The organism is Pseudomonas sp. KH_024_B2, assembly GCF_057839965.1.
Genome location: NZ_CM174502.1, coordinates 5333053 through 5356722, shown reverse-complemented (window position 1 = coordinate 5356722; position 23670 = coordinate 5333053). Strand labels below are relative to the sequence as shown.

The window sequence follows — 23670 nt, the reverse complement described above, 5'->3', positions numbered from 1 at the left end:
CAGCGGGAGCAAGCTCCCTCGCCACAAGGGGATCTGCGTCCAGATTCAGGGTTTTGTTTCGGCCTTCGCCACCACCGTCACCCACCATGGCGTGTGCTGCTCGATCTGCACCGGCAGGGTCGGCAGCAGGGCGGTCAGGGCCAGGTCGATGTCGTGCAGCGGGAAGCTGCCGGTGATGCGCAAGTCGGCCACTTCCGGTGCGACGCCCAGATGACCGCGGCGATAACGCCCGAGTTCGTTGATCAGATCCCCCAAACGGGCGTTATCCACCACCAGCATGCCGCGAGTCCAGGCATCGGCACCTGAGCTCAACGCCAACAGTGGACCGAGGCCATCACGGCGTATCAGTACTTGCTGGCCTTCGCGCAGGATCTGTTCGTCCGGGCGGGATTGCGGGTGCGCAGCCACGGCCGATTTCAATACGCTCAACCGTGTGCCTTGCTCCTCGCGCTTGACCAGAAACCGCGTACCCAGAGCGCGCATGCTGCCTTCGCGGGTTTCGACGATAAACGGCCGGGCATCGTTGTGGCCGGTTTCGATAAGGATTTCACCTTCCTGCAGAATGATTCGCCGCTGCTTCTCATCGAAGCGCACATCCAGCGCGCTGTGGGTGTTGAGGTTGATCAGCGTGCCGTCGGCCAGCCGCAAGGTGCGTTGCTCGCCGGTGGCTGTGCGCTGGTCGGCCAGCCAGTAGTCGAGCGGCAGATAACGTTCACCGGCGAACAGCGCCAGACCGCAGACCAACACCACACTGGCCAGCCCGCTGCCGAGTTTGCGTACCCGCCGCCGAATGCTTTCGCGCGATTGCAGCAAGGCCGAGCGGGCGGGGCCGCTGGCGACATTGAAGCGTTGATCGAGCATGCCCAACTGCCGCCAGGCGCGGGCATGCTCCTCGGCGGCGGCGTGCCATTTGGCGAATTCTTCGCGTTCAATGGCGCTGCCATCGCCGGAATCCAGTGACAGTTGCCAGGCGATGGCGGCATCGAGAACACGGGCCGAAACCGGTTTGCAGCTGACCTGACTCATGCCGGCTCACCGTACAGCGCGATGTAGCACTGGCGAATGCCCTGAGCCAGATACTGCCGCACCCGAGGCACGGAAACCCCGAGGCGCTCGGCGATTTCTGCGTGGCCGAGGCCGTCCAGACGGTTATAGAGGAAAGCCGCGCGGGCCTTGCTCGAGAGTTTGCCGAGCAGGCGGTCGATGGCTTTGAGGTCTTCGAGGATCAGTTGCTGTTCTTCCAGAGAGGGTTGCTCGCTTTCCGGGATCAGCATCAGTTCGGTAAGGTAGGCCTGTTCCAGCACGGCGCGACGGAAATAGTCGAACAGCAGACCTTTGGCGATGGCCACCAGAAACGCTCGCGGTTCACGCGGGGCATTCAGTTCGTCACGGCCGAGCAAACGGACAAAAGTGTCCTGGCTCAGGTCTTCGGCCCGTTGCGGACAGGCCACATTGCGCCGCAGCCAGGCCAGCAGCCAACCACGATGGTCGCGGTATAACGCGCCGACAAGCTCATTGTGGCTTTGGGCTGACGACACGGGGCATCACCGAATGAGAAGTTTAAACTAACGAGAATTATTCGCGATTGTGTCAGAGGCGCGGGATGTGCGCAATTGGCGTTGGTCGGGTGGGGCGTGAGCAGCGCAACCGGAGTCAGGCTAACCCCTGTGGCGAGGGAGCTTGCTCCCGCTCGGCTGCGCAGCAGTCGTAAAGTCGGTGAACGCGGTATGTCTGATACAACGCGCCTGCAGGTTTTTGGGGCCGCTTCGCGCCCCAGCGGGAGCAAGCTCCCTCGCCACAGGTGTTCACTGCGCGCTCTAAAACGAATGCGCCTGCCTGCGGCGTTTCCACTGGCTCAGCCGCTGTTGCAGATTCAACGGGCTATGAATCTGCTGTTGCCGAGCACGGCTGAACAGGATCAGCGCCAGTTCGGCGGTGGCCAGGGCGTCGGCGCTGGCGTGGTGGCGTTCGCCAACCTGCAGCTTGAAGTAGTCGATCCAGTCATCCAGCCCGGCTTCACGGATGTGCGCCTTGGGGCAGAGCAGCGGCGCCATGTCTGCGATGTCCAGAAACGGGTGCTGCAAGCGATAACCCAGGCTGTCCTTCAGGGCGCGTCCGAGCATGTGCTGGTCGAACGGCGCATGGAAGGCCAGCAACGGGCTGTCGCCGACGAACTCCATGAAGTCCAGCAAGGCTTCCACCGGATCGCTCCCGGCGGCGATGGCGCTGGGGCCCAGACCGTGAATCAGCACGCTGGGGCCGAGTTTGTGTTCAGCGCGCTGCAAGGTGCGCTCGAATTGCTGGCTGAAGTCGATAGCGCCGTCTTCGATCACCACCGCGCCGATGGACAGCACCAGATCCTTGGTCAGGTTAAGCCCGGTGGTTTCCAGATCGACCACCACCCAGCGCTGCTCGCGCAGGCTGCATTCGCTTAGCTGAGGGGCGGCCATCAGGTGCTCCAGGCGCTGTTGTTGCCCGGCGGTTAGTGACGGGCTATTGGGCCGTAGCCAGGAGAACAGACTCATAGTTGATACCGCAGTGTCAGGCTGCTTTGCAGGCGTTGGGCCTGACGCAGGGATTCACGCAGGATTCGCCGATCCAGATGATTGAGGCTGTCGGGGTCGACCCGGTTGGAGTAGGGCAGGTTTTCGCGGGTTTGCAGCTGATGCTGCTGCATACGGGTCTGCTGGATGAAGTGGTAGGCCTCTTCATAGGCGGCGCCGTCCAGTCGTTCGATAACTTCCTTGGCCACCAGTTGGCGCAAGCGTTCCAGGGTGTTGTTGGCTTCGATACCGTTGGCCAGCGCCAGCAGTCGTGCGCCGTCGACGAAGGGGGTCAGGCCCTGGATTTTCAGGTCGAGGGTAGCTTTTTCGCCATTTTTCCTGGCCAGCACAAAATCGCGGAAACGCCCCACGGGCGGGCGTTGGCGCAAGGCATTTTCCGCCATCATGCGTTGGAACAGACGGTTGTCAGCGACCTGATCGAGAATGCTGTGGCGCAATTGCTCACAGCCTTGCTCATCGCCCCAGACCACGCGCAAGTCGAAATAGATAGTCGATGCCAGCAGGTTCTCCGGCGTCGCTTCACGGATAAACGCCGCAAAACGCCGGGCCCATTCGGCGCGGGACAGGCACAGCTCGGGGTTGCCGGCCATGATGTTGCCCTTGCACAGGGTGAAACCGCACAACGCCAGGCTCTGGTTGATCTGCTGCGCCAACGGCAGCAGCTTGCCGCGGATCTCGGCGGCGTGGGCGGCGTCTCTCGCTTCGAACAGGATGCCGTTGTCCTGATCGGTATGCAGCGTCTGCTCGCGACGGCCTTCGCTGCCGAAACACAGCCAGCTGAACGGCACGCCAGGGTCGCCTTTCTCGGCCAGGGTTAGTTCGATGACCCGGCACACCGTGTGGTCGTTGAGCAGGGTGATGATATGGGTGATCTGCGTCGAAGACGCGCCGTGGGCGAGCATGCGCTCCACCAGTTGGCCGATCTCGCCGCGAATCGCCACCAGATTGTCCACCCGAGGCGCGTTGCGGATGGTTCGCGCCAGGTGGACCAGATCGACCCGTTGCAGGGAAAACAGATCCCGTTCCGAGACCACGCCGCACAGGCGCTGGTCTTTCACCAGGCAGACATGGGCGATATGCCGCTCGGTCATGGCGATTGCAGCATCGAAGGCGCTGTGATCGGGCGTCAGGAAGAACGGCGCCTGGGTCATGTACCGCTCGATGCCCTGGTTGAAATCGCTGGTGCCATCGGCGACCACCTGACGCAGGTCGCGCAGGGTGAAAATACCGATCGGGGCTTTTAGCTCATCGACCACCACGATACTGCCGACCTGCTGCTCGTGCATCAGGGTCACCGCTTCGCGCAGCGGCGTGAGGGGACTGCAGGACACCGGATGGCGCATGGCTAGCTCGCCCAAGCGGGTGTTGAGCGAATACTGGGTGCCGAGGGTTTCCACGGCTTTTTGTTGGACTTGCTGGTTGACCTGATCGAGCAGGCTGCTGACCCCGCGCAGGGCAAAGTCGCGGAACGGGCTGGACAGCGCGAACAGCTTGATAAACGCCAGTTTGTTCAGTTGCAGGCAAAAGGTGTCTTCGGCCGCCAGGTGTTCGGTGCGGGTCGCGCGTTCGCCGAGCAGTGCCGCAAGCGGGAAACACTCGCCGGTGGCGATTTCGAAGGTGGTTTCGGTGCCACCCTTGGCAGTGTGCGGGCGCTCGCCGACCACTCGTCCCTGTTTGACGATATAAAAGTGCTCAACCGGCCCGTCGGCGGGTTTGATAATGCTTTCGCCCGGGGCGTAGAAACGCAGCTGACATTGCTCGACCAGATAAGCCAGGTGAGCGTTTTCCATTTGATTGAAAGGCGGGAATCGCTGAAGGAACTGCATGGTGCCGTGAATGTTCTGCAACACCGCGGTTTTCCCTGCCTGGGTGAAGGCATCCGCTTTACTCATAACCATTACCGCAGTCTTTTGTGCATTGTTGTTGTCGGTTCATTAGCCATGGTCGGCCCCTGCGCGCCGGGTGCCCATTGGACGTAAGTCTAGGTGGCTGACGTACGAGACAACTTTTGGGAGATGTCTTAGGCAATAAATGCGAAAAACCCTTCATCGACCCTCTTGGAAAATTATTCGACGAAGTGCACATTGAAGGCTGGCTTAGCGATGTCAGACCACTGTGCTAGGGATTGATGTGAACACGTAGAGAAACGTATGTCTGACCACGATATTTTGAGTGATGCCGAGCGCGAAGCGTTGAGCGCCGTCATGCTGGAACCGGATCTGCCGTTGCAGCGCGTGTTGATCGCCGATGATGATCGGGACGCAAGGGAGTTGTTGTCGGAGATTCTTGGCCTTGATGGCATTCGCTGCATGACCGCGGCAAGCGGTGAAGCGGCGCTGGAATTATTGGACTCGAATAAATCGATTGGTCTGCTCATCACCGATCTGCGGATGGCGCCATGCAGTGGCCTGGAATTGATACGCAAGGTGCGCGAGTCGGAGCGGGCAGCGTTGCCGATTATCATCATTTCCGGGGATGCGGATGTCCGGGACGCCATCGACGCCATGCATTTGAGTGTGGTGGACTTCCTGCTCAAGCCGATCGATACCAGCGAGTTGTTGGCGTTGGTGAGGCATGAGTTGGGGGTGGTGCTGTAGGGTTCGAAATTCAGGTTGCCTGTCAGGCAGCCTTCGCGGGCAAGCGAAGCGTCGCCCGGCCCATCCCACAAGAGCGCCGCAATCCCTTGTGGGAGCGGGCTTGCCCGCGAATGGTTCACTGCATAAACCAAGCGAACACAAAAAAGCCCTGATCGTTGCCGATCAGGGCTTTTTCTTATCTGCTGCTACCGCTTATTCACAGACCATTTTTGGCCTTGAACTCGCGGCGACGACGGTGCAGGACCGGCTCGGTGTAACCGTTCGGCTGTTGGGTGCCTTCGATTACCAGCTCGATAGCGGCCTGGAAGGCGATGTTGTTATCGAAGTCGGGTGCCAGCGGACGGTACAGCGGGTCGTTGGCGTTCTGCCGGTCGACCACGGGCGCCATGCGCTTGAGGCTTTCCAGCACCTGGGCTTCATTGACGATGCCGTGACGCAACCAGTTGGCGATGTGCTGGCTGGAAATACGCAGTGTGGCACGGTCTTCCATCAGGCCGACGTCATTGATGTCCGGAACTTTCGAACAACCCACGCCCTGGTCGATCCAGCGCACCACGTAACCGAGGATGCCTTGGGCGTTATTGTCCAGTTCGTTCTGGACTTCTTCGGCCGACCAATTGGTATTGCTCGCCAACGGGATGGTCAGGATATCGTCGACCGAGGCACGACCACGCTTGGCCAGTTCGGCCTGGCGGGCGAACACGTCGACCTTGTGATAATGCAGCGCATGCAGTGCAGCGGCGGTCGGCGATGGCACCCAAGCGGTGTTGGCGCCGGCCAGCGGGTGAGCGATTTTCTGCTCGAGCATCGCGGCCATCAGGTCGGGCATGGCCCACATGCCTTTACCGATCTGGGCGCGACCTTGCAGGCCAGTGCTCAAACCGATATCGACGTTCCAGTTCTCGTAGGCGCCGATCCACTTCTCGGCCTTCATGTCAGCCTTGCGCACCATCGCGCCAGCTTCCATGGAGGTGTGGATTTCATCGCCGGTACGGTCGAGGAAGCCGGTGTTGATGAACACCACACGCTCGTTGGCGGCCTTGATGCAGGCCTTGAGATTGACCGTGGTACGCCGCTCTTCGTCCATGATGCCGACTTTGAGGGTGTTGCGCGGCAGCTCCAGGACTTCTTCAATGCGCCCGAACAGCTCGTTGGTGAACGCCGCTTCTTCAGGTCCGTGCATTTTCGGTTTAACGATATAGACCGATCCGGTGCGGCTGTTTTTGCGCGAGCTATTGCCGTTGAGGCTGTGAATCGCCGCAAGGCTGGTGACCAGGCCGTCGAGAATCCCTTCCGGAACTTCGTTGCCGTCTTTGTCGAGAATCGCGTCGATGGTCATCAAATGGCCAACGTTACGCACGAACAACAGGGAACGGCCATGCAGGCTCAGTTCGCTGCCGTCGAGCGCGGTGTAGCGACGGTCGGCGTTCATGGTGCGAGTGAAAGTCTGGTCGCCCTTGGACACTTCTTCCGACAGATCACCCTTCATCAGGCCGAGCCAGTTGCGGTAGATCACCACTTTGTCATCGGCATCGACCGCGGCGACCGAGTCTTCACAGTCCATGATGGTGGTCAGCGCCGCTTCCATCAGCAGGTCTTTGATGCCGGCAGGGTCGGTCTGGCCGACCGGGGTGCTGGCGTCGATCTGGATTTCGAAGTGCAGGCCGTTGTTTTTCAGCAAAATCGTGGTCGGTGCAGCGGCGTCGCCGTGGAAGGCGATCAGCTGTGCGTCGTTGCGCAGGCCGGAGCTCTTCAAAACCGAGTTACTGCCACCTTTGAGGCCAACCACCAGTTTGCCATCGACGATCTTGTAGCCAGTGGAGTCGACGTGGGAGCCGGCCGCCAATGGCACTGCTTCGTCGAGGAAGGCGCGGGCGAAGGCGATGACCTTGTCACCACGGACCTTGTTGTAGCCTTTGCCTTTTTCCGCGCCGTCAGCCTCGCTGATGGCGTCAGTGCCGTACAACGCGTCGTACAGCGAACCCCAGCGGGCGTTCGAGGCGTTGAGGGCGAAACGGGCATTCATCACCGGGACGACCAGTTGTGGACCGGCCATGCGGGCGATTTCGTCGTCGACGTTTTGCGTCGTTGCCTGGAAATCGGCCGCTTCTGGCAGCAGATAACCAATGTCTTGCAGAAAGGCTTTGTAGGCCACGGCGTCATGCGCCTGACCGGCACGGGACTGGTGCCAGACATCGATTCGCGCCTGGAAGTCGTCGCGTTTGGCGAGTAGGGCTTTGTTCTTCGGCGCCAGGTCATGAATGACCTTGTCGGCACCGCCCCAGAACTTATCGGCGGTGAGGCCGGTACCGGGGATGGCTTCGTTGTTCACGAAGTCGAACAGGACTTTGGCGACCTGCAGGCCACCGACTTGAACGTGTTCAGTCATTGCTTGCCTCACTCTGCTCAGCTATTTCGCTTTTCAGCTCTTCAATTTAACAATGAAGCCTCTGGCCATTTAAACCACAAACCCCTGCACCAGTACATGCCATTGCTGGCGGCTGGGTAGGTCCAATCAACGGCTTGAGGCCTTGCTGACGGGGCTTTCGGGGTTGCGACGGCGCTTGGGCAGACATCGATCCAGCGTTATGTAGTGCGCGCTGCGGCATACTACATGATGAATTGCGGTTGTGAAAATTAGACTAAATACGTCGTTTAGCGACTTAAGCCAGCTGTCTGGTCACGCTGGGGGATGCGATGTTCTCAAAAAACTATTGGATTGTTCCAGATAAATCTGGAAACAGTACACGATTAGTTTTTTGGCAGGACCGGCGGCGGTGTCCCTATTCGCGGGCAAGCCTCGCTCCTAGAGTGATCGCGCTGCCCCTGTAGGAGCGAGGCTTGCCCACGATGGCGTCAATTCAGCGCAGAATGAAGGCTTGCCTATACTTCCTCTTCTATAACAAAAGTCATGACAAGAGGGCTGCGCCATGGACCACCTCGTACTTACCGTATTTGCCCCGGATAAACCCGGCCAGGTCGAGCGCATCGCTCAATGCATCGCCGAACACGGCGGTAACTGGCTGGAAAGTCGTATGTCACGCATGGCCGGGCAATTTGCCGGAATCCTGCGGGTCGGGGTGCCGGCCGAAGGCTATGACGAACTGGTGGATGCGCTGCAAGCGCTGTCCGTGCACGGTATCCGCGTGCTGATCGCTGAAAGTGGTATCGAACAATCCTGCACCTGGAAGCCGATCGCTATGGAGTTGGTGGGTAATGACCGGCCGGGGATTGTGCGCGATATCACGCGGCTGTTGACCGAGCAGGGTGTGAACCTGGAGCGGTTGGTCACTGATGTACGGCCAGCGCCGATGAGCAGCGAGCCGCTGTTCCACGCCGAAGCCATTCTGGCAGTGCCGCTGACCTTGTCTCTGGATGTATTGCAGGCGCGTCTGGAAACCCTGGCGGATGATTTGATGGTCGAGTTGGTGTTGCGCAGCGAGGTATAAGCCAGAAGAGCAGGTTATCCAGGTAAAACGTGCACCTGCCTGTGGATAACCTGTAGAGATGCGCCGCAAGACCAAGCCGGCCGGGGCTCTTCAGGATCTGAGCAAAAAACGAACAGTTTCAAGGGCTTGTGCACAAACGGCGGGGATCACGCTGTGGATAACCTTGGGAAGGATGCTTGCAGGCCACGTTAATCGTGGCCTGCAGAGTTTTGTGTGTTTTTTGATCAGGCGCGCCGACGCAGGCTAAACCAGGCATCTACGCTGTAAATCGCCAGACCTGCCCAGATAAACATGAATGCGATCAGCGTGCTGGAAGACAGATGCTCGCCAAACAACAGCACTGCCTGCGATAGCACCAGGGTCGGTGCTATGTATTGCAGGAAGCCCAGAGTGGTGTAGGGCAAATGCCGTGCAGCAGCGTTGAAACATACCAGCGGCACCAAGGTGATCGGCCCCGCGGCCACCAGCCACCAGGCTTCAGAGGTGGTCCAGAACGCAGCCTGAGCACTGGTCGCGACCGGATTGAGCAACAACCAGCCTAAGGCAATCGGCACCAGCATCCAGGTTTCCACCACCAGCCCGGGCAAGGCCTTGACCGGTGCTTGCTTACGGATCAACCCGTAGGCGCCGAAGCTCAGTGCCAGCGCCAGCGACACCCAAGGCAGGCTGCCGACTTGCCAGACCTGCTGCGCCACGCCAACGGTTGCCAACCCCACCGCCAGCCACTGTATGCGCCGCAAACGCTCGCCGAGTAACAGCATGCCCAACAGCACGTTCACCAGAGGGTTGATGTAGTAGCCGAGGCTGGCTTCGAGCATGCGGCCGTTATTCACCGACCACACATAGATCAGCCAGTTGGTCGCGATCAGCGTGCCGCTCAAGGCCAGAATCGCCAGCCGTTGCGGGTTCTCGCGCAGTTCACGCCACCAGCCCGGATGCTTCCAGACCAATAGCAACAGTGAGCCGAACAGCGCGGACCAGAGCACCCGGTGAACGATGATTTCCACGGCGGGCACGCTGGCGATGGCTTTGAAGTAGAGCGGGAACAGTCCCCAGATGATGTAGGCGGTCAGACCCAGAATGTACCCGCGACGCGGGTTGGCGGCTTGCATGCAGAATCCTTGCTTAGGCAGCTAACAAACGGCGATTGTAAGGCGGCTGGTGAGATGTGTCGTGTCTTGTGAGGGGGGCTTTTGTGGGAGCGGGCTTGCCCGCGAAGAACGGTAATGCGGTCTATCAGGTAAGACCGAGTCGCCCCATTCGCGGGCAAGCCCGCTCCCACAGGAGGATCAGAACAATTTCAAAGGTTCTTCGTTCAGCGCGGAAAGCTGCTCACGCAACGCCAATACCTGATCACCCCAATACCGCTCTGTGCCGAACCACGGGAAACTGCGGGGGAACGCGGGGTCATCCCAGCGCCGGGCCAGCCAGGCGCTGTAGTGCATCAGACGCAGAGCGCGCAACGGTTCGATAAGCGCCAGTTCACGCGGGTCGAAGTCATGAAACTCGCTGTAGCCGTCCATCAGTTCCGACAACTGACCGAGACATTCCTGACGGTCACCAGCGAGCATCATCCACAAGTCTTGCACTGCCGGGCCCATGCGACAGTCGTCGAGGTCGACGATGTGGAACATTTCATCGCGGCACATCATGTTGCCGGGGTGGCAATCGCCATGCATGCGGATGTTCTGATGGGGCGTGGCCTGGTAGACCTCTTCCACTCGCTTGAGCAGATCCCGGGCGACTGACTCGTAGGCCGGGAGCAAGCTGCGAGGCACGAAATTGCCTTCGAGCAGGGTATTGAGCGAGTCATGGCCGAAGTTCTTCACGCCGAGGGCTTCACGGTGTTCGAACGGGCGGGTGGCGCCGACCGCGTGCAAGCGGCCGAGCAATTGCCCGAGGCGATACAGCTGATCCAGATTGCCGGGCTCTGGCGCGCGACCGCCACGGCGTGGGAACAGGGTGAAACGAAAACCCGCGTGTTCGAACAGGCTTTCGCCGTTGTGGATCATCGGCGCGACCACTGGAACATCGCACTCGGCGAGTTCGAAGGTGAAGCGATGTTCTTCGAGAATCGCTTCGTTGGTCCAGCGCTGTGGGCGGTAGAACTTGGCAATCAATGGCTCGGAGTCGTCGATACCCACCTGATAAACGCGGTTTTCGTAGCTGTTGAGCGCAAGAATGCGGGCGTCGCTGAGAAACCCGATGCTTTCAACAGCATCGAGCACCAGGTCGGGTGTAAGGGTTTCAAACGGATGGGCCATGCTGACTCCTGCGCGCAGCAGGCTGCCGCGTCCGGCCAAACATGGTAGCGCAGACGGGGCGTCTTTAGTGGTTGAGGTTGAGATGAGTGTTGCCTGTGCCGACGCCTTCGCGGGCAAGCCCGCTCCCACAGGGGGTTGCACAAAACCTGTGGGAGCGTGGCTTGCCTGCGAATCGGTTTGTCAGGCGCCGACTATCCCGCCATCTTCACGGGTGATCGCCATCACCGAAGAGCGCGGCTTGCCGTTCGGCAAATGCTCAGGGAAGGTCGAGCCGCCGTTCTCGCCCGGGTGCTGAATTCCGACAAACAGCGTTTTCTGATCCGGCGAGAAACTGATGCCGGTCACTTCGCAGCCTATCGGGCCGACCATGAACCGACGGATCTCACCGCTGGTCGGGTCGGCGCAGAGCATCTGGTTATTGCCCATCCCGGCGAAGTCACCGCTGTTGCTGGCGTCACCGTCGGTGAGGATCCACAGCCGGCCAGTGTCGTCGAAACCGAGGCCGTCGGGGCTGTTGAACATGTTTTGCGGGGTGATGTTCGACGAGCCGCCTTTTGGTGTACCGGCATGCACGGTCGGATTGCCGGCGACCACAAACAGGTCCCAGGAAAAGCCCATGGCTGCATGATCGTCCAGGTTTTCCTGCCAGCGCAGAATCTGCCCGTAGACGTTCTTTTCTCGCGGGTTCGGGCCGCCGACCGGTTGGCCCTCTTCGCCGCGCTTGGCGTTGTTGGTCAGGGTGCAATAGACCTGGCCGTCTTTGGGGCTGACCACGATCCATTCCGGACGGTCCATGCGTGTCGCATTGACCACGCTGGCGGCGAGACGTGCGTGGATCAGCACTTGCGCCTGGTCAGCGAAACCGCTATTGGTGTCGATGCCGTTTTTGCCGTGGGTCAATTCGATCCACTGGCCCTGACCTTTCGGGTGGTCGGGGTTGCTGTCGCCGGCATCGAAACGTGCAACGTACAGGGTGCCGTGATCCAGCAGGTCGTGGTTGGCCTTGGGGTTGCCGTGATTGATCTTGTCGCGGCTGATGAACTTGTAGATGAATTCGCCGCGCTCATCGTCGCCCATGTACACCACGGCGCGCCCGTCACGGGTCTCGGCCAGTGCGGCGTTTTCATGTTTGAAGCGGCCAAGGGCGGTGCGTTTGACCGGGGTCGATTGCGGGTCGAACGGGTCGATCTCCACGACCCAGCCATGACGGTTGAGTTCGTTGGGGTTTTTCGCCAGGTCGAAGCGCGGGTCGTGTGGATGCCAGTTGATGTCTTTACTGGTCGCCACCGCGCCGTAGCGTTTCTGTGCAGCGTCGAACTTCTGCTCGGCATTGCTGCTGCCGAAGCAGTCGGTGAAGTTCTCTTCGCACGTTAGATAAGTACCCCATGGCGTTTTGCCATTGGCGCAGTTCTGGAAGGTGCCAAGGACTTTTTTACCGTGGGGGTCGGCGCTGGTTTTCACCAGATCATGCCCGGCGGCCGGACCGCTGAGGCGCAGTGGCGAGTTGCCGTGGATGCGGCGGTTGTAGCGCGAGCCCTGAACGAACTGCCATTGGCCGTTTTTGCGTTGCACCTCGATCACCGACACGCCTTCGCTGGCCAGCGCCTTGCGCACGTCTTCTGCCGACTGCGGCATGCCGCCGTGGGGGTAGAGGTAGCGGTAGTTGGTGTATTCGTTGTTGATTGCCATCAGCGCACGGTTGTCATCGCCGGGGAAGGCGAACAGGCTCATGCCGTCGTTGTTGTCGCCGAACTGGACTTCCTGGGCCTGAGCCGTGCCATTGCCGCTTGGGTTGAAGGCTGGCCCATTCTTTTGCAGCGCCTGGCCCCAACTGATCAGCACCGATGACTTGTAGCCCGGCGGCAAGGTGATGGTGTCGCTGGTGGCGGCGGCAATGCTGTCGAAACCCAGCAGTTTGCTTGAGCCGGCGCTGACACTCGCGGCCAATACGCTGCGGCTCAGCAGGTTACCACCGAGAAACATCGCCGCGCCGCACAAGGCGCCGGCACTGATGAAGCCGCGACGGCTGAGGCCGACGATTTTTTCGAGGTCGGTGGGCTGGTTTTCTTCTAATAGGTTCACATCAGGCTCCCTGCAGGTTTTGGCAGACACCTTAACCAGCGCTGATGACGGAAATGTTGCAATGGGATGTCGAGCCGCGCCACGAACCCCGTAGCAGCTGCCGAAGGCTGCGTCCGAGTCGGGCCGCGTTCGGACGAAGCGAACGCAGGCTTCGCCAGCTGCTACGAAAAGCGCGGCAGCCCTGGGTTAAAGCGGCGTACCAAGCAACACGTTGGACGGCGCGAACTGCACCAGGACGGGTTTTGCAGTGGTCAGGCCCTGGGTCTTCAGATGAAGCGGCTCGGCCAGCGCACACAGAGTCTGGCCGTTGGGCAAGGCGATCCGCACTTCACTGGGTCCGTCTTCGGCGTCGAGAATTTCTTCGATAATCCCGCTCAGGCAATTGTGTCCAGCGATTGCGGCTTGATCGATGGCCAGCAAGTCCAGCCAGCCGGCCTTGATCAACGCCACTACTTCAGTGCCGGTTTCCAGCTCCAGACGCAGGGTACTGTCGTGGGTGATTTGCGCCTGGATCGTCAGCCCTTCAGCCAATTCGAGGTGGACCAGGTCATTGCGCCCCTGACTGTCGATGGCCACGACCTTGCCGTGCAGTTGATTGCGCGCGCTGGTCCTGAGCATCAACCGGCCGAGCAGATCCAGATCGCTGGCGTCTTCGGCGGCTTCCAGCACTTGAGCCTGCAACGCTTGCAGGCGTTGATAGAGCCGCAATACCCGCTCGCCTTCTGTGGATAACTTCGCGCCACCACCGCCCTTGCCACCAACGCTGCGTTCCACCAAGGGTTTTTGCGCGAGGTTGTTCAACTCATCGATGGCGTCCCAGGCCGCCTTGTAACTCAATCCTGCGCTTTTTGCGGCGCGGGTGATTGAGCCTTGTTCGGCAATGTGTTGCAGCAAGGCGATGCGCTGCGGGCGACGGACGATGTGTTGGGTCAAAAGCGTGGGCAAGGACATGGCGGTGCGCTACGAGCTGTATTGATGGGGTGGGACGTTGGCGGCTTGGGGCGTGAGAGTCAAGTCAGGTCAACTCGCCGGGCTTGGGGGTTCTTGCCAGGCAGTAGACGTCAACCCTCGCGGCGCCGGCGTTGATCAGCAAACGGGCGAGGCTCTCAGTGGTGGCGCCGGTGGTCAGCACATCGTCGACCAGGGCCAGATGCCGGCCTTTGATCTGTGCATCAGGCGCCAGGGAAAACGCCTTGCGCAGATTGTGTTTACGCGCCTTGGCATCCAGGTCCTGCTGCGCCGTGGTGTCCAGAACACGCAGCAGCAAGCGTTCATCGCAGGGGATGTGCAGGCTGTCGCGCAGCCAATGGGCGATCATCGCTGCCTGGTTGTAACCGCGTTCGCGCAGCCGCTTGGTCGATAAGGGCACAGGGACCAGAGCGTCAGGTCGAGGGAAACCTTCCTCGAAGCGATGTTGCAGCGATTGGCTGAGAAGTTCGGCCAGCAAGCGACCAAGCGGCCACTTTGCATTGTGCTTGAAACGGGTGATCAAACTATCGATCGGAAAACTGTAAGTCCAGGGCGTTACGACCTGCGCAAAAGCCGGGGGCTTTTTCAGGCACTGGCCGCAGGTCAAGCCAGTCATGGGCAAGGGCAGGGCACAGATCTGGCAGTGATCACCGAGCCAGGGCAACTCACTTTCACAGGGTGTGCAGATGGCGTGAGGGGTATCTGTCGACTCATCGCAGAGCAAACAGGTTTGTTTGTTTTTTAACCAGATGTAAACCGGGCCTTTGTATTGTGGTTGACAGTGCATGGCTCTTCCTTAAATATGCCGAACATCCGTGTCGCGCCTGTGGGTATTACTGACCGCAGCCGCTTGCCAAGCATAAAACAAGGAAATCAGCCGATGAGCGCCAGCATCACCGCCAAATTGCGTCACGATTGGTCTTTAGCCGAAGTCAAAGCGCTGTTCGTTCAGCCTTTCAATGACCTGTTGTTTCAGGCGCAAACGGTGCATCGCGCGCATTTCGACGCCAACCGGGTTCAAGTATCGACGCTGCTGTCGATCAAAACCGGTGCCTGCCCGGAAGATTGCAAATATTGTCCGCAGTCCGGTCACTACAACACCGGGCTGGAAAAAGAAAAACTGATGGAAGTGCAGAAGGTCCTCGAAGAGGCCGCTCGCGCCAAGGCCATCGGGTCGACCCGTTTCTGCATGGGTGCGGCCTGGAAACATCCGTCGGCCAAAGACATGCCCTACGTGCTGGAAATGGTCAAAGGCGTGAAGGCCATGGGCCTGGAAACCTGCATGACCCTGGGGCGTCTCGATCAGGATCAAACTGTCGCCCTGGCCGAAGCCGGCCTGGACTACTACAACCACAACCTCGATACCTCGCCTGAGTTCTACGGCAGCATCATCACCACCCGTACTTACGGCGAGCGTCTGCAGACTCTGGCTTACGTGCGTGATTCCGGGATGAAGATCTGCTCCGGCGGCATCCTCGGCCTGGGTGAGTCCCTCGATGACCGTGCCAATCTGCTGATCCAGTTGGCCAATTTGCCGGAACATCCGGAGTCGGTGCCGATCAACATGCTGGTGAAAGTCGCCGGTACGCCACTGGAAAACGCCGATGACATCGACCCGTTCGACTTCATCCGCATGCTCGCGGTCGCACGCATCCTGATGCCGAAATCCCACGTGCGCCTGTCCGCTGGTCGCGAAGCGATGAACGAGCAGATGCAGGCCTTGGCATTCTTCGCTGGCGCCAACTCGATTTTCTACGGCGACAAACTGCTGACCACCGCCAACCCGCAGGCGGACAAGGACATGCAGCTGTTCTCGCGCCTGGGCATCCTGCCGGAAGCCCGCGAAGAGCACGCTGATGAAGTGCATCAGGCGGCGATCGAGCAAGCGCTGGTGGAGCAGAAGAGCAGCGAGCAGTTTTATAACGCGGCTGTTTGATCGCCCCACCGATTCCCCTGATTGGAATGCAAAACACTGTGGGAGCGAGCTTGCTCGCGATGGCGATCTGGCAGTCAGCACAAATGTTGAATGTTATGGCCTCATCGCGAGCAAGCTCGCTCCCACATTGGATTGTGCCGAGCCCATTTCCTGTGATCTAACTTCGAGGCCTGCATGTCTTTTGATCTCGCCGCACGCCTTGCTGCCCGTCGTGCCGAAAATCTCTATCGCCAGCGCCCTCTGCTCGAAAGCCCTCAAGGCCCGGAAGTGGTGGTCGACGGTCAGCCGTTGCTGGCGTTCTGCAATAACGATTACCTGGGGCTGGCCAATCATCCGCAAGTGATCGAAGCCTGGCGCGCCGGCGCCGCCCGCTGGGGCGTGGGTGGTGGTGCTTCGCATCTGGTGATCGGCCATAGCAGCCCGCACCATGCACTGGAAGAAGCCTTGGCCGACTTGACCGGCCGCCCGCGTGCGTTGTTGTTCACTACCGGTTATATGGCCAACCTCGGCGCAGTCACGGCGCTGGTCGGGCAGGGCGATACGGTGCTGGAAGACCGGCTCAATCACGCGTCGTTGCTGGATGCGGGGCTATTGTCCGGTGCGCGTTTCAACCGCTATCTGCACAACGATGCCGCTAGCCTGGCCAAGCGTCTGGAAAAGGCCACCGGCAATACGTTGGTGGTGACTGATGGCGTGTTCAGCATGGACGGCGACCTCGCCGACTTGCCCGCGCTGGCCCGGGAGGCCAAGGCCAAAGGTGCCTGGTTGATGGTCGATGACGCCCATGGCTTTGGTCCGTTGGGTGCCAACGGTGGCGGGATTGTCGAGCACTTTGGTTTGAGTCTGGAAGATGTGCCGGTGTTGGTCGGCACGCTGGGTAAAGCCTTCGGCACGGCAGGGGCGTTTGTCGCCGGGAGCGAAGAGCTGATCGAAAGCCTGATCCAGTTTGCCCGTCCGTACATCTACACCACCAGCCAACCGCCAGCCCTGGCTTGCGCAACCCTGAAAAGCCTCGAACTGCTGCGCAGCGAACACTGGCGCCGCGAACATCTGAATGTGCTGATCCGTCAGTTCCGCCACGGCGCCGAGCAGATGGGTCTGGAATTGATGGACAGTTTCACGCCGATCCAGCCGATCATGATCGGCGATAGCGGCCGCGCCGTTCGCTTGTCGCAGATGCTGCGCGAGCGCGGTTTGATGGTCACTGCAATTCGCCCTCCGACCGTACCAGCGGGCAGTGCGCGTTTGCGCGTGACCTTGTCCGCGGCCCACAGTGAGGCTCAAGTCCAGCTATTGTTAGAGGGTCTGGCAGAGTGTTTTAGCGAACTGGGACCGGAGCCAAGCCATGCGTGATCGACTGATTCTGCTGCCCGGTTGGGGCCTCGGCATTTCGCCGCTGGAACCGCTGGCGGCGGCCTTGCAGGGGCTGGACGAACACCTGCGAGTGGAGATCGAGCCGCTGCCGGAGCTGGAATCGAGTGACCTCAATGAGTGGCTCGACGAACTCGATGCGATCGTGCCGGAGAATACCTGGCTGGGTGGCTGGTCGCTGGGCGGCATGCTCGCCGCGGAACTGGCTGCCCGACGTGGCGACCGCTGCTGCGGTTTGCTGACCCTGGCCAGTAATCCGTGTTTTGTCGCCCACGCCGAATGGCCGAGCGCGATGCCCGGTGAAACCTTCGATGCGTTTCTTGCCGGCTGCAACGCTGACCCGCGAGGGACGCTCAAGCGCTTCAGTCTGCTCTGTGCCCAAGGCGCCGAGGACTCGCGCGGTTTGGCTCGACTGCTGCTGGGCGGTGCGCCGAATACCCCATCGTCAGTCTTGCTGAGCGGGTTGGAGTTGCTCGCGCAACTGGATACCCGCCAAGCCTTGCAAGCCTTCCGCGGCCCGCAACTGCATCTGTTTGCCGGGCTCGATGGGCTGGTCCCGGCCGAAGCAGCGAGCGAGTTGCTGATGTTGTTACCGGATGTCGAAATCGGTCTGATTGAACAGGCCGGCCACGCGTTTCTTCTGGAAGATCCCCACGGTGTGGCGGGGGCGATCCAGGCCTTTTTGCATGAGTCCGGTGATGACTGATTTGTCCTTTCCCAAGCTTCCCGGCAGCCTGCCCGACAAGCGTCAGGTCGCAGCATCCTTTTCCCGTGCGGCGGCCAGTTACGACAGCGTGGCTGAATTGCAGCGGGCGGTTGGCAGTCAATTGCTGAGCCGCTTGCCGGGTAACCTCTCCCCCGAGCGCTGGCTGGATCTGGGCTGCGGCACAGGTTATTTCAGTCGTGTACTGGGGCAGACATTTCCCGAGAGCGAAGGGCTGGCGCTGGACATCGCCGAAGGCATGCTCAACCACGCTCGACCGTTGGGCGGCGCAGCGCATTTCATCGCCGGCGATGCCGAACGGTTGCCGTTGCAGGCGCAGAGTTGTGAGCTGATCTTCTCCAGCCTGGCGGTGCAATGGTGTGCGGACTTCGCCGCGGTGCTGAGTGAGGCGCACCGCGTACTGAAGCCTGGAGGCGTGTTGGCGTTTGCCAGTTTGTGCGTCGGTACCCTGTATGAATTACGCGATAGCTGGAGCCGGGTCGACGGCATGGTTCACGTCAATCGTTTCCGTGAGTTCAGCGCTTATCAGCAACTTTGCGCTGCCAGTGGTTTGCGGGTGGTCAGTCTGGAAACTCGCCCGCATGTTCTGCATTACCCGGACGTGCGCAGCCTGACTCACGAGCTCAAAGCCCTGGGCGCGCACAATCTGAACCCTGGTCGGCCGGGTGGTTTGACGGGGAGGACGCGGATACTCGGCTTGATTGACGCCTACGAACAGTTTCGTCAGCCGCAAGGGCTGCCCGCGACTTATCAGGTGGTCTATGCCGTGTTGGAGAAACCGTTATGAGCGCAGCCTATTTCATCACCGGCACCGATACCGATGTCGGCAAGACCACCATCGCCGCAGGCCTGTTGCACGCGGCGCGGTCGGCGGGGATGAGCACGGCGGCCGGTAAACCGGTGGCCTCCGGCTGCGAGGTGACGCCCAAGGGTTTGCGTAACGCCGATGCACTGGCGTTAATGGCGCAATGCTCATTGCCGCTGAGCTATGCCGAGGTCAACCCGGTGGCATTCGAGCCGGCCATTGCACCACATCTGGCGGCTCGCGAGGCTGGGGTGGCGCTGACGGTTCAGTCATTGTCAGGACCGATGCTGCATATCCTGGACAAGGAAGCCGATTTCACCTTGATCGAAGGCGCTGGCGGCTGGCGAGTGCCATTGGCCGATCAGGACAACCTGTCGGACCTGGCGATGGCCCTGGGTTTGCCGGTGATTCTGGTGGTGGGCATGCGGCTCGGTTGCATCAATCATGCGTTGCTGACGGCCGAGGCCATTGCCCGGGACGGTTTGCAGTTGGCGGGTTGGGTGGCCAACATCATCGATCCCAAGACGTCGCGGCTGGAGGAGAATCTCGCGACTTTGGCCGAACGACTGCCCGCGCCATGTCTCGGTCGAGTGCCCAGGCTCAAGGCGGTCACGGCAGAAGCGGTGGCCGAGTATCTGCAGTTGGACCTGCTTGACTAGATTTTGCCTATGACAAGGCATTGTGCCATTAGTGTTTTTGTCGGGTCTTTTCCGGGTGGGTCTGCTTCAATGGCTCTGTTTATCCTCTGCAGGATTGAGTTCTCCCATGGAAATTTCCGGGAATACCGCTTTCTACGCGGGTCTGAGCACCATTCAGACAGGGCAGAACCGTGTCGATCAGGCCGCTGGCCAGATCGCCAGCACGACCATTGAGCGCTCTGTCACCAGTCAGTCTTCCGAAGTTCAAGTCGATCGCCTGCGCTCGGTAGACCGCAGCCAGCAATCGGATCTGGCGAGCAGCATGGTCGAGATGTCCATGGGCAAGATTCAGGCGGAACTGGGCGTCAAAGTCGCCAAGGCTTCCGATGAAATGCTCGGCACGTTGATCGATACTTTCGCTTGAAATCCTGCCACCTGCTGATTTTGTGCTAGATACAAAGCCCTCATTCGCGGGCAAGCCCGCTCCCACAAGTTCGATGCAATTCCTGTGGGAGCGGGCTTGCCCGCGAAGACGTCTTCCCAGTCAAAATAGATTCTGCTTCATCCTTCTGTAGCTCCCCTCAACTATTCTTTTCATGATCAGCCAATGCTGCTTGACCGCTGCAGGCCTTTGCCTGCGCGCTATTCAGCGCGTCGATGACGAATGGCGCTTTACGGGTGCTTGACAAGGTTTGGTCGTAAACGTATGTTTCAAACAACTGTTTGACCGCCATAACCAATCAACGCGGTTGTTCATTCCAGGATTCATCAGCAGAGGTTTATCGCTATGCCTGACTACAAGGCCCCCTTGCGTGATATTCGCTTCGTTCGTGACGAACTGCTCGGTTACGAAGCGCACTATCAGAGCCTGCCGGCTTGCCAGGACGCTACCCCGGATATGGTTGACGCCATTCTCGAGGAAGGCGCCAAGTTTTGTGAGCAGGTGTTGGCTCCGCTGAACCGCGTGGGTGACACCGAAGGCTGCACCTGGAGTGAGTCTGGCGTTAAGACCCCGACTGGCTTCAAAGAAGCCTACAAACAATTCGTCGAAGGCGGCTGGCCAAGCCTGGCCCATGCCGTAGAACACGGCGGCCAGGGCCTGCCGGAGTCTCTGGGTCTGGCAGTCAGCGAAATGGTTGGTGAAGCCAACTGGTCGTGGGGCATGTACCCAGGCCTGTCCCATGGCGCGATGAACACCATTTCCGAGCACGGCACGCCTGAGCAGCAAGAGGCTTACCTGACCAAACTGGTCTCCGGCGAATGGACCGGCACCATGTGCCTGACCGAACCGCACTGCGGCACCGACCTGGGCATGCTGCGCACCAAGGCTGAACCTCAGGCTGACGGTTCCTACAAAGTCTCCGGCACCAAGATCTTCATCTCGGCCGGTGAACACGACATGGCCGACAACATCGTCCACATCGTTCTGGCACGTCTGCCGGATGCACCGGCCGGCACCAAAGGCATTTCACTGTTCATCGTTCCAAAGTTCATGCCGAACGCTGACGGCAGCGTCGGCGAGCGTAACGCTGTGACCTGCGGTTCCCTGGAACACAAGATGGGCATCCACGGTAACGCGACCTGCGTGATGAACTTCGACGCGGCCACCGGTTTCCTGATCGGCCCGGCGAACAAAGGCCTGAACTGCATGTTCACCTTTATGAACACCGCGCGTCTGGGTACGGCTCTGCAAGGTCTGGCTCACGCCGAGATCGGTTTCCAGGGCGGCCTGAAATACGCTCGCGATCGTCTGCAAATGCGCTCCCTGACTGGCCCGAAAGCGCCGGAAAAAGCCGCTGACCCGATCATCGTGCACCCTGACGTACGCCGTATGCTGTTGACCATGAAGGCCTTCGCCGAAGGCAACCGTGCAATGGTTTACTTCACTGCCAAGCAAGTCGACATCGTCAAGTACGGCGTAGATGAAGAAGAGAAAAAGAAAGCCGACGCACTGCTGGCCTTCATGACTCCGATCGCCAAAGCCTTCATGACTGAAGTGGGCTTCGAGTCCGCCAACCACGGCGTGCAAATCTACGGCGGCCACGGCTTCATCGCCGAGTGGGGCATGGAGCAGAACGTTCGCGACAGCCGTATTTCCATGCTGTACGAAGGCACCACCGGCATCCAGGCGCTGGACCTGCTGGGCCGTAAAGTGCTGATGACTCAGGGCGAGGCTCTGAAGGGCTTCACCAAAATCATCCACAAGTTCTGCCAGACCAACGAAGGCAACGACGCGGTCAAAGAGTTTGTCGAGCCTCTGGCTGCACTGAACAAAGAGTGGGGCGAGCTGACCATGAAGGTCGGTATGGCGGCCATGAAAGACCGCGAAGAAGTCGGTGCCGCTTCGGTGGATTACCTGATGTACTCCGGTTATGCCTGCCTGGCTTACTTCTGGGCTGACATGGCGCGTCTGGCTGCCGAGAAACTGGCTGCCGGCACCAGCGAAGAGGCGTTCTACACTGCCAAGCTGCAGACCGCGCGCTTCTACTTCCAGCGCATCCTGCCGCGGACCCGCTCTCACGTTGTAACCATGCTGTCGGGCGCCAACAACCTGATGGACATGAAGGAAGAAGACTTCGGCTTGGGTTACTAAGCCCCGACGCGGTCCTTCAAAAGCCGCTGCTCCTTTGGGAGCAGCGGCTTTTTTGTGCGTGGTGAGTTCCTGTAGGAATGCGTACTTGTGGCGAGGGAGCTTGCTCCCGCTCGGCTGCGGAGCAGTCGTAAAGCCTGCCACCCCGTTCTACCTGAAGAAACGGTGCTGCCAATTTTAGGGCCGCTGCGCGACCCAGCGGGAGCAAGCTCCCTCGCCACAGGTTTTGTATCCGACGCTGGATGGAGTAAAAAACCCGACCAACTCAGATGATTGCCTTTCCTGCCGTTAAGAGAGAGGGCGTTGTGATCCAGATCACAATGTGAGTGCTTAACTACGCGCAATGCAGGCACAATGCCATCTGTCGATATGCCGGGTCGGAGCTTTACCCTTGCCGCGTTCTTCTGCTGCGCGTTTCAGTCATTTTTTGCCCTCATTACTGTTGTTGCTTGCGGGGCTTGCGGTTGCCTACGTCAAGGAGCTGAACGTCTTCTTCATCTCGCTGTTCAACGTGCTGCCGACCTTGGTGCTGTTGCTCGGCGGGGCTTATTGCGCGGTTTACCGACGCCAGCGTGAACTGTTTCTGATGGTCACGGTGTACATCGCCTACTTCCTGCTCGACACCCAGACCGATTACTACCGCGACAACGGAAAAGTCCGTGACGACGCTGCGCTGGTGTTCCACCTCTGCTGCCTGCTGCTGCCCTTGCTGTATGGACTGTTCGCGGCCTGGCAGGAACGTACCCACTTGTTTCAGGACATGGTGGCGCGCTTTGCTGTGCTGCTGGTGTTCGGCAGTGTCGCGCTGAGCCTGGAGCAAAGTTATCCGCAAGCGCTGCTGGCCTGGTTGGCGCAGATCCGTTGGCCGGTTTTGCACGGTTCGTGGATGAGCTTGATCCAGCTGTCCTACCCGGTGTTCTTCGCCGCTTTTGTGCTGCTGGGTGTGCAGTACTGGCGCAACCCTCGGCCTTTGCATGCCGCGCAACTGGTGGGTTTGCTCGGGCTGTTCTGGATGTTGCCCAAGACCTTCATCCTGCCATTCACGCTGAACGTGATGTGCAGCCAGGTGATGTTGATGATTGCCGCCGCGGTCGCCCACGAAGCCTATCAAATGGCCTTCCGTGACGAATTGACCGGTCTGCCGGGGCGTCGCGCGTTGAACGAGCGCCTGCAGCGTCTGGGTCGCAATTACGTGCTCGCCATGGGCGACGTCGATCACTTCAAGAAATTCAACGACACCCACGGCCACGACGTCGGCGATCAGGTGCTGCGTCTGGTGGCCAGCAAGCTGTCGAAGATCAGCGGCGGCGGTCGCGCCTATCGCTATGGCGGTGAGGAATTCGCCCTGGTGTTCGCCGGCAAGACCCTGGAAGAGTGCATGCCGCACCTTGAAGTCATTCGCGAATCGATTGCCACTTACAACATCCATTTGCGTAATCAGGACAGCCGCCCGCAGGACGATCAACAGGGTCGGCAGCGCCGAGCCGGGAGCGCGGCGTCCAGCGTTTCGGTAACGGTCAGCATCGGGGTGGCCGAGCGTCTGGAGCAGCGAAACCCGGAAGAAGTCCTCAAGTCGGCCGACCAGGCGCTCTACAGCGCCAAGGGGGCAGGACGTAACTGCGTCATGGCATTCGGTCAAAACCGCCGCGGCGCGGTACGTATGGACGCCGCTGCAGGTTGA

21 protein-coding genes are annotated in these 23670 nt (G+C 60.1%); 10 read left to right on the top strand and 11 right to left on the bottom strand.

Annotated features, from left to right (window positions below; all coding sequences use genetic code 11):
• Positions 1-45: 45 nt before the first annotated feature.
• The 4 genes from AC3I0A_RS24940 to AC3I0A_RS24925 all read right to left on the bottom strand — a co-directional run bounded on the left by AC3I0A_RS24940 (position 46) and on the right by AC3I0A_RS24925 (position 4462).
• On the bottom strand, positions 46-1026 hold the full coding sequence (locus tag AC3I0A_RS24940) for a FecR family protein (protein ID WP_489375178.1): 981 nt from the start codon (positions 1024-1026) through the stop codon (positions 46-48).
• Positions 1023-1538, bottom strand: a complete 516-nt coding sequence (locus AC3I0A_RS24935; protein ID WP_489375177.1) for an RNA polymerase sigma factor — start codon at positions 1536-1538, stop codon at positions 1023-1025. Before AC3I0A_RS24935 ends, AC3I0A_RS24940 begins: the two co-directional genes overlap by 4 nt.
• Positions 1539-1817: 279 nt before the next feature.
• Entirely contained in the window at positions 1818-2525 is a 708-nt protein-coding gene (locus tag AC3I0A_RS24930) for a 3'-5' exonuclease (protein WP_489375176.1), read from the bottom strand.
• Complete coding sequence (locus AC3I0A_RS24925; RefSeq protein ID WP_489375175.1) at positions 2522-4462, bottom strand: putative nucleotidyltransferase substrate binding domain-containing protein; 1941 nt, start codon at positions 4460-4462, stop codon at positions 2522-2524. Before AC3I0A_RS24925 ends, AC3I0A_RS24930 begins: the two co-directional genes overlap by 4 nt.
• Positions 4463-4714: 252 nt before the next feature.
• On the opposite strand from AC3I0A_RS24925, the gene AC3I0A_RS24920 reads away from it, so the two are divergent.
• Complete coding sequence (locus tag AC3I0A_RS24920) at positions 4715-5161, top strand: response regulator (RefSeq protein ID WP_489375174.1); 447 nt, start codon at positions 4715-4717, stop codon at positions 5159-5161.
• 196 nt (positions 5162-5357) lie between these two features.
• On the opposite strand, the gene AC3I0A_RS24915 is transcribed toward AC3I0A_RS24920, so the two are convergent.
• Positions 5358-7550, bottom strand: coding sequence for a malate synthase G (locus AC3I0A_RS24915; RefSeq protein ID WP_489375173.1), 2193 nt, complete (start codon positions 7548-7550; stop codon positions 5358-5360).
• A 541-nt stretch (positions 7551-8091) separates the two neighbouring features.
• On the opposite strand from AC3I0A_RS24915, the gene AC3I0A_RS24910 reads away from it, so the two are divergent.
• On the top strand, positions 8092-8610 hold the full coding sequence (locus tag AC3I0A_RS24910; RefSeq protein ID WP_489375172.1) for a glycine cleavage system transcriptional repressor: 519 nt from the start codon (positions 8092-8094) through the stop codon (positions 8608-8610).
• A 224-nt stretch (positions 8611-8834) separates the two neighbouring features.
• Here the strand turns inward: AC3I0A_RS24910 and rarD are convergent, their stop codons facing one another.
• The 5 genes from rarD to AC3I0A_RS24885 form a co-directional block, all read right to left on the bottom strand.
• A complete protein-coding gene (gene rarD / locus AC3I0A_RS24905; protein WP_489375171.1) occupies positions 8835-9722 on the bottom strand; it encodes an EamA family transporter RarD in 888 nt (295 codons plus the stop codon).
• A gap of 177 nt (positions 9723-9899) precedes the next feature.
• Positions 9900-10874 carry a serine/threonine protein kinase gene (locus AC3I0A_RS24900; protein ID WP_489375170.1) on the bottom strand — a complete coding sequence of 325 codons (975 nt, stop codon included), beginning with the start codon at positions 10872-10874 and terminating at the stop codon, positions 9900-9902.
• A 180-nt stretch (positions 10875-11054) separates the two neighbouring features.
• A complete protein-coding gene (locus AC3I0A_RS24895; protein WP_489375169.1) occupies positions 11055-12956 on the bottom strand; it encodes a PhoX family protein in 1902 nt (633 codons plus the stop codon).
• Positions 12957-13142: 186 nt separating this feature from the next.
• Positions 13143-13907: a TOBE domain-containing protein gene (locus AC3I0A_RS24890; protein ID WP_489375168.1), complete on the bottom strand. Its 765-nt coding sequence runs from the start codon at positions 13905-13907 to the stop codon at positions 13143-13145.
• 64 nt (positions 13908-13971) lie between these two features.
• Positions 13972-14712: a double zinc ribbon domain-containing protein gene (locus AC3I0A_RS24885; RefSeq protein WP_489375167.1), complete on the bottom strand. Its 741-nt coding sequence runs from the start codon at positions 14710-14712 to the stop codon at positions 13972-13974.
• A 93-nt stretch (positions 14713-14805) separates the two neighbouring features.
• Between AC3I0A_RS24885 and bioB the strand changes: the two genes are divergently transcribed.
• From bioB to AC3I0A_RS24855, 6 genes are all read left to right on the top strand, one after another.
• Positions 14806-15861 (top strand): biotin synthase BioB, encoded by a 1056-nt coding sequence (gene bioB / locus AC3I0A_RS24880; RefSeq protein ID WP_489375166.1) that lies wholly within the window; start codon positions 14806-14808, stop codon positions 15859-15861.
• Positions 15862-16035: 174 nt separating this feature from the next.
• Complete coding sequence (bioF, locus tag AC3I0A_RS24875; RefSeq protein ID WP_489375165.1) at positions 16036-17214, top strand: 8-amino-7-oxononanoate synthase; 1179 nt, start codon at positions 16036-16038, stop codon at positions 17212-17214.
• Entirely contained in the window at positions 17207-17938 is a 732-nt protein-coding gene (locus AC3I0A_RS24870; RefSeq protein WP_489375164.1) for an alpha/beta fold hydrolase, read from the top strand. Before bioF ends, AC3I0A_RS24870 begins: the two co-directional genes overlap by 8 nt.
• Positions 17931-18743: a malonyl-ACP O-methyltransferase BioC gene (bioC, locus tag AC3I0A_RS24865; protein ID WP_489375163.1), complete on the top strand. Its 813-nt coding sequence runs from the start codon at positions 17931-17933 to the stop codon at positions 18741-18743. The genes AC3I0A_RS24870 and bioC overlap by 8 nt, the downstream gene beginning before the upstream one ends.
• Positions 18740-19420, top strand: coding sequence for a dethiobiotin synthase (bioD, locus tag AC3I0A_RS24860; protein ID WP_489375162.1), 681 nt, complete (start codon positions 18740-18742; stop codon positions 19418-19420). The genes bioC and bioD overlap by 4 nt, the downstream gene beginning before the upstream one ends.
• Before the next feature lie 106 nt (positions 19421-19526).
• Entirely contained in the window at positions 19527-19823 is a 297-nt protein-coding gene (locus tag AC3I0A_RS24855; protein WP_489375161.1) for a pyrroloquinoline quinone biosynthesis protein PqqE, read from the top strand.
• 157 nt (positions 19824-19980) lie between these two features.
• Here the strand turns inward: AC3I0A_RS24855 and AC3I0A_RS24850 are convergent, their stop codons facing one another.
• Positions 19981-20133: a hypothetical protein gene (locus AC3I0A_RS24850; RefSeq protein WP_489375160.1), complete on the bottom strand. Its 153-nt coding sequence runs from the start codon at positions 20131-20133 to the stop codon at positions 19981-19983.
• A 53-nt stretch (positions 20134-20186) separates the two neighbouring features.
• On the opposite strand from AC3I0A_RS24850, the gene AC3I0A_RS24845 reads away from it, so the two are divergent.
• Both AC3I0A_RS24845 and AC3I0A_RS24840 read left to right on the top strand, forming a co-directional pair.
• Entirely contained in the window at positions 20187-21992 is a 1806-nt protein-coding gene (locus AC3I0A_RS24845; protein ID WP_489375159.1) for a phenylacyl-CoA dehydrogenase, read from the top strand.
• Positions 21993-22380: 388 nt separating this feature from the next.
• On the top strand, positions 22381-23670 hold the full coding sequence (locus AC3I0A_RS24840) for a GGDEF domain-containing protein (protein WP_489375158.1): 1290 nt from the start codon (positions 22381-22383) through the stop codon (positions 23668-23670).

Coding starts and splice junctions, on each gene's coding strand:
- AC3I0A_RS24940 (WP_489375178.1), bottom strand. CDS start 1,026: ATGAGTCAGGTCAGCTGCAAACCGGTTTCGGCCCGTGTTCTCGATGCC.
- AC3I0A_RS24930 (WP_489375176.1), bottom strand. CDS start 2,525: ATGAGTCTGTTCTCCTGGCTACGGCCCAATAGCCCGTCACTAACCGCC.
- AC3I0A_RS24925 (WP_489375175.1), bottom strand. CDS start 4,462: ATGGTTATGAGTAAAGCGGATGCCTTCACCCAGGCAGGGAAAACCGCG.
- AC3I0A_RS24920 (WP_489375174.1), top strand. CDS start 4,715: ATGTCTGACCACGATATTTTGAGTGATGCCGAGCGCGAAGCGTTGAGC.
- AC3I0A_RS24915 (WP_489375173.1), bottom strand. CDS start 7,550: ATGACTGAACACGTTCAAGTCGGTGGCCTGCAGGTCGCCAAAGTCCTG.
- AC3I0A_RS24910 (WP_489375172.1), top strand. CDS start 8,092: ATGGACCACCTCGTACTTACCGTATTTGCCCCGGATAAACCCGGCCAG.
- rarD (WP_489375171.1), bottom strand. CDS start 9,722: ATGCAAGCCGCCAACCCGCGTCGCGGGTACATTCTGGGTCTGACCGCC.
- AC3I0A_RS24900 (WP_489375170.1), bottom strand. CDS start 10,874: ATGGCCCATCCGTTTGAAACCCTTACACCCGACCTGGTGCTCGATGCT.
- AC3I0A_RS24890 (WP_489375168.1), bottom strand. CDS start 13,907: ATGTCCTTGCCCACGCTTTTGACCCAACACATCGTCCGTCGCCCGCAG.
- AC3I0A_RS24885 (WP_489375167.1), bottom strand. CDS start 14,712: ATGCACTGTCAACCACAATACAAAGGCCCGGTTTACATCTGGTTAAAA.
- bioB (WP_489375166.1), top strand. CDS start 14,806: ATGAGCGCCAGCATCACCGCCAAATTGCGTCACGATTGGTCTTTAGCC.
- bioF (WP_489375165.1), top strand. CDS start 16,036: ATGTCTTTTGATCTCGCCGCACGCCTTGCTGCCCGTCGTGCCGAAAAT.
- AC3I0A_RS24870 (WP_489375164.1), top strand. CDS start 17,207: ATGCGTGATCGACTGATTCTGCTGCCCGGTTGGGGCCTCGGCATTTCG.
- bioC (WP_489375163.1), top strand. CDS start 17,931: ATGACTGATTTGTCCTTTCCCAAGCTTCCCGGCAGCCTGCCCGACAAG.
- bioD (WP_489375162.1), top strand. CDS start 18,740: ATGAGCGCAGCCTATTTCATCACCGGCACCGATACCGATGTCGGCAAG.
- AC3I0A_RS24855 (WP_489375161.1), top strand. CDS start 19,527: ATGGAAATTTCCGGGAATACCGCTTTCTACGCGGGTCTGAGCACCATT.
- AC3I0A_RS24850 (WP_489375160.1), bottom strand. CDS start 20,133: ATGGCGGTCAAACAGTTGTTTGAAACATACGTTTACGACCAAACCTTG.
- AC3I0A_RS24845 (WP_489375159.1), top strand. CDS start 20,187: ATGCCTGACTACAAGGCCCCCTTGCGTGATATTCGCTTCGTTCGTGAC.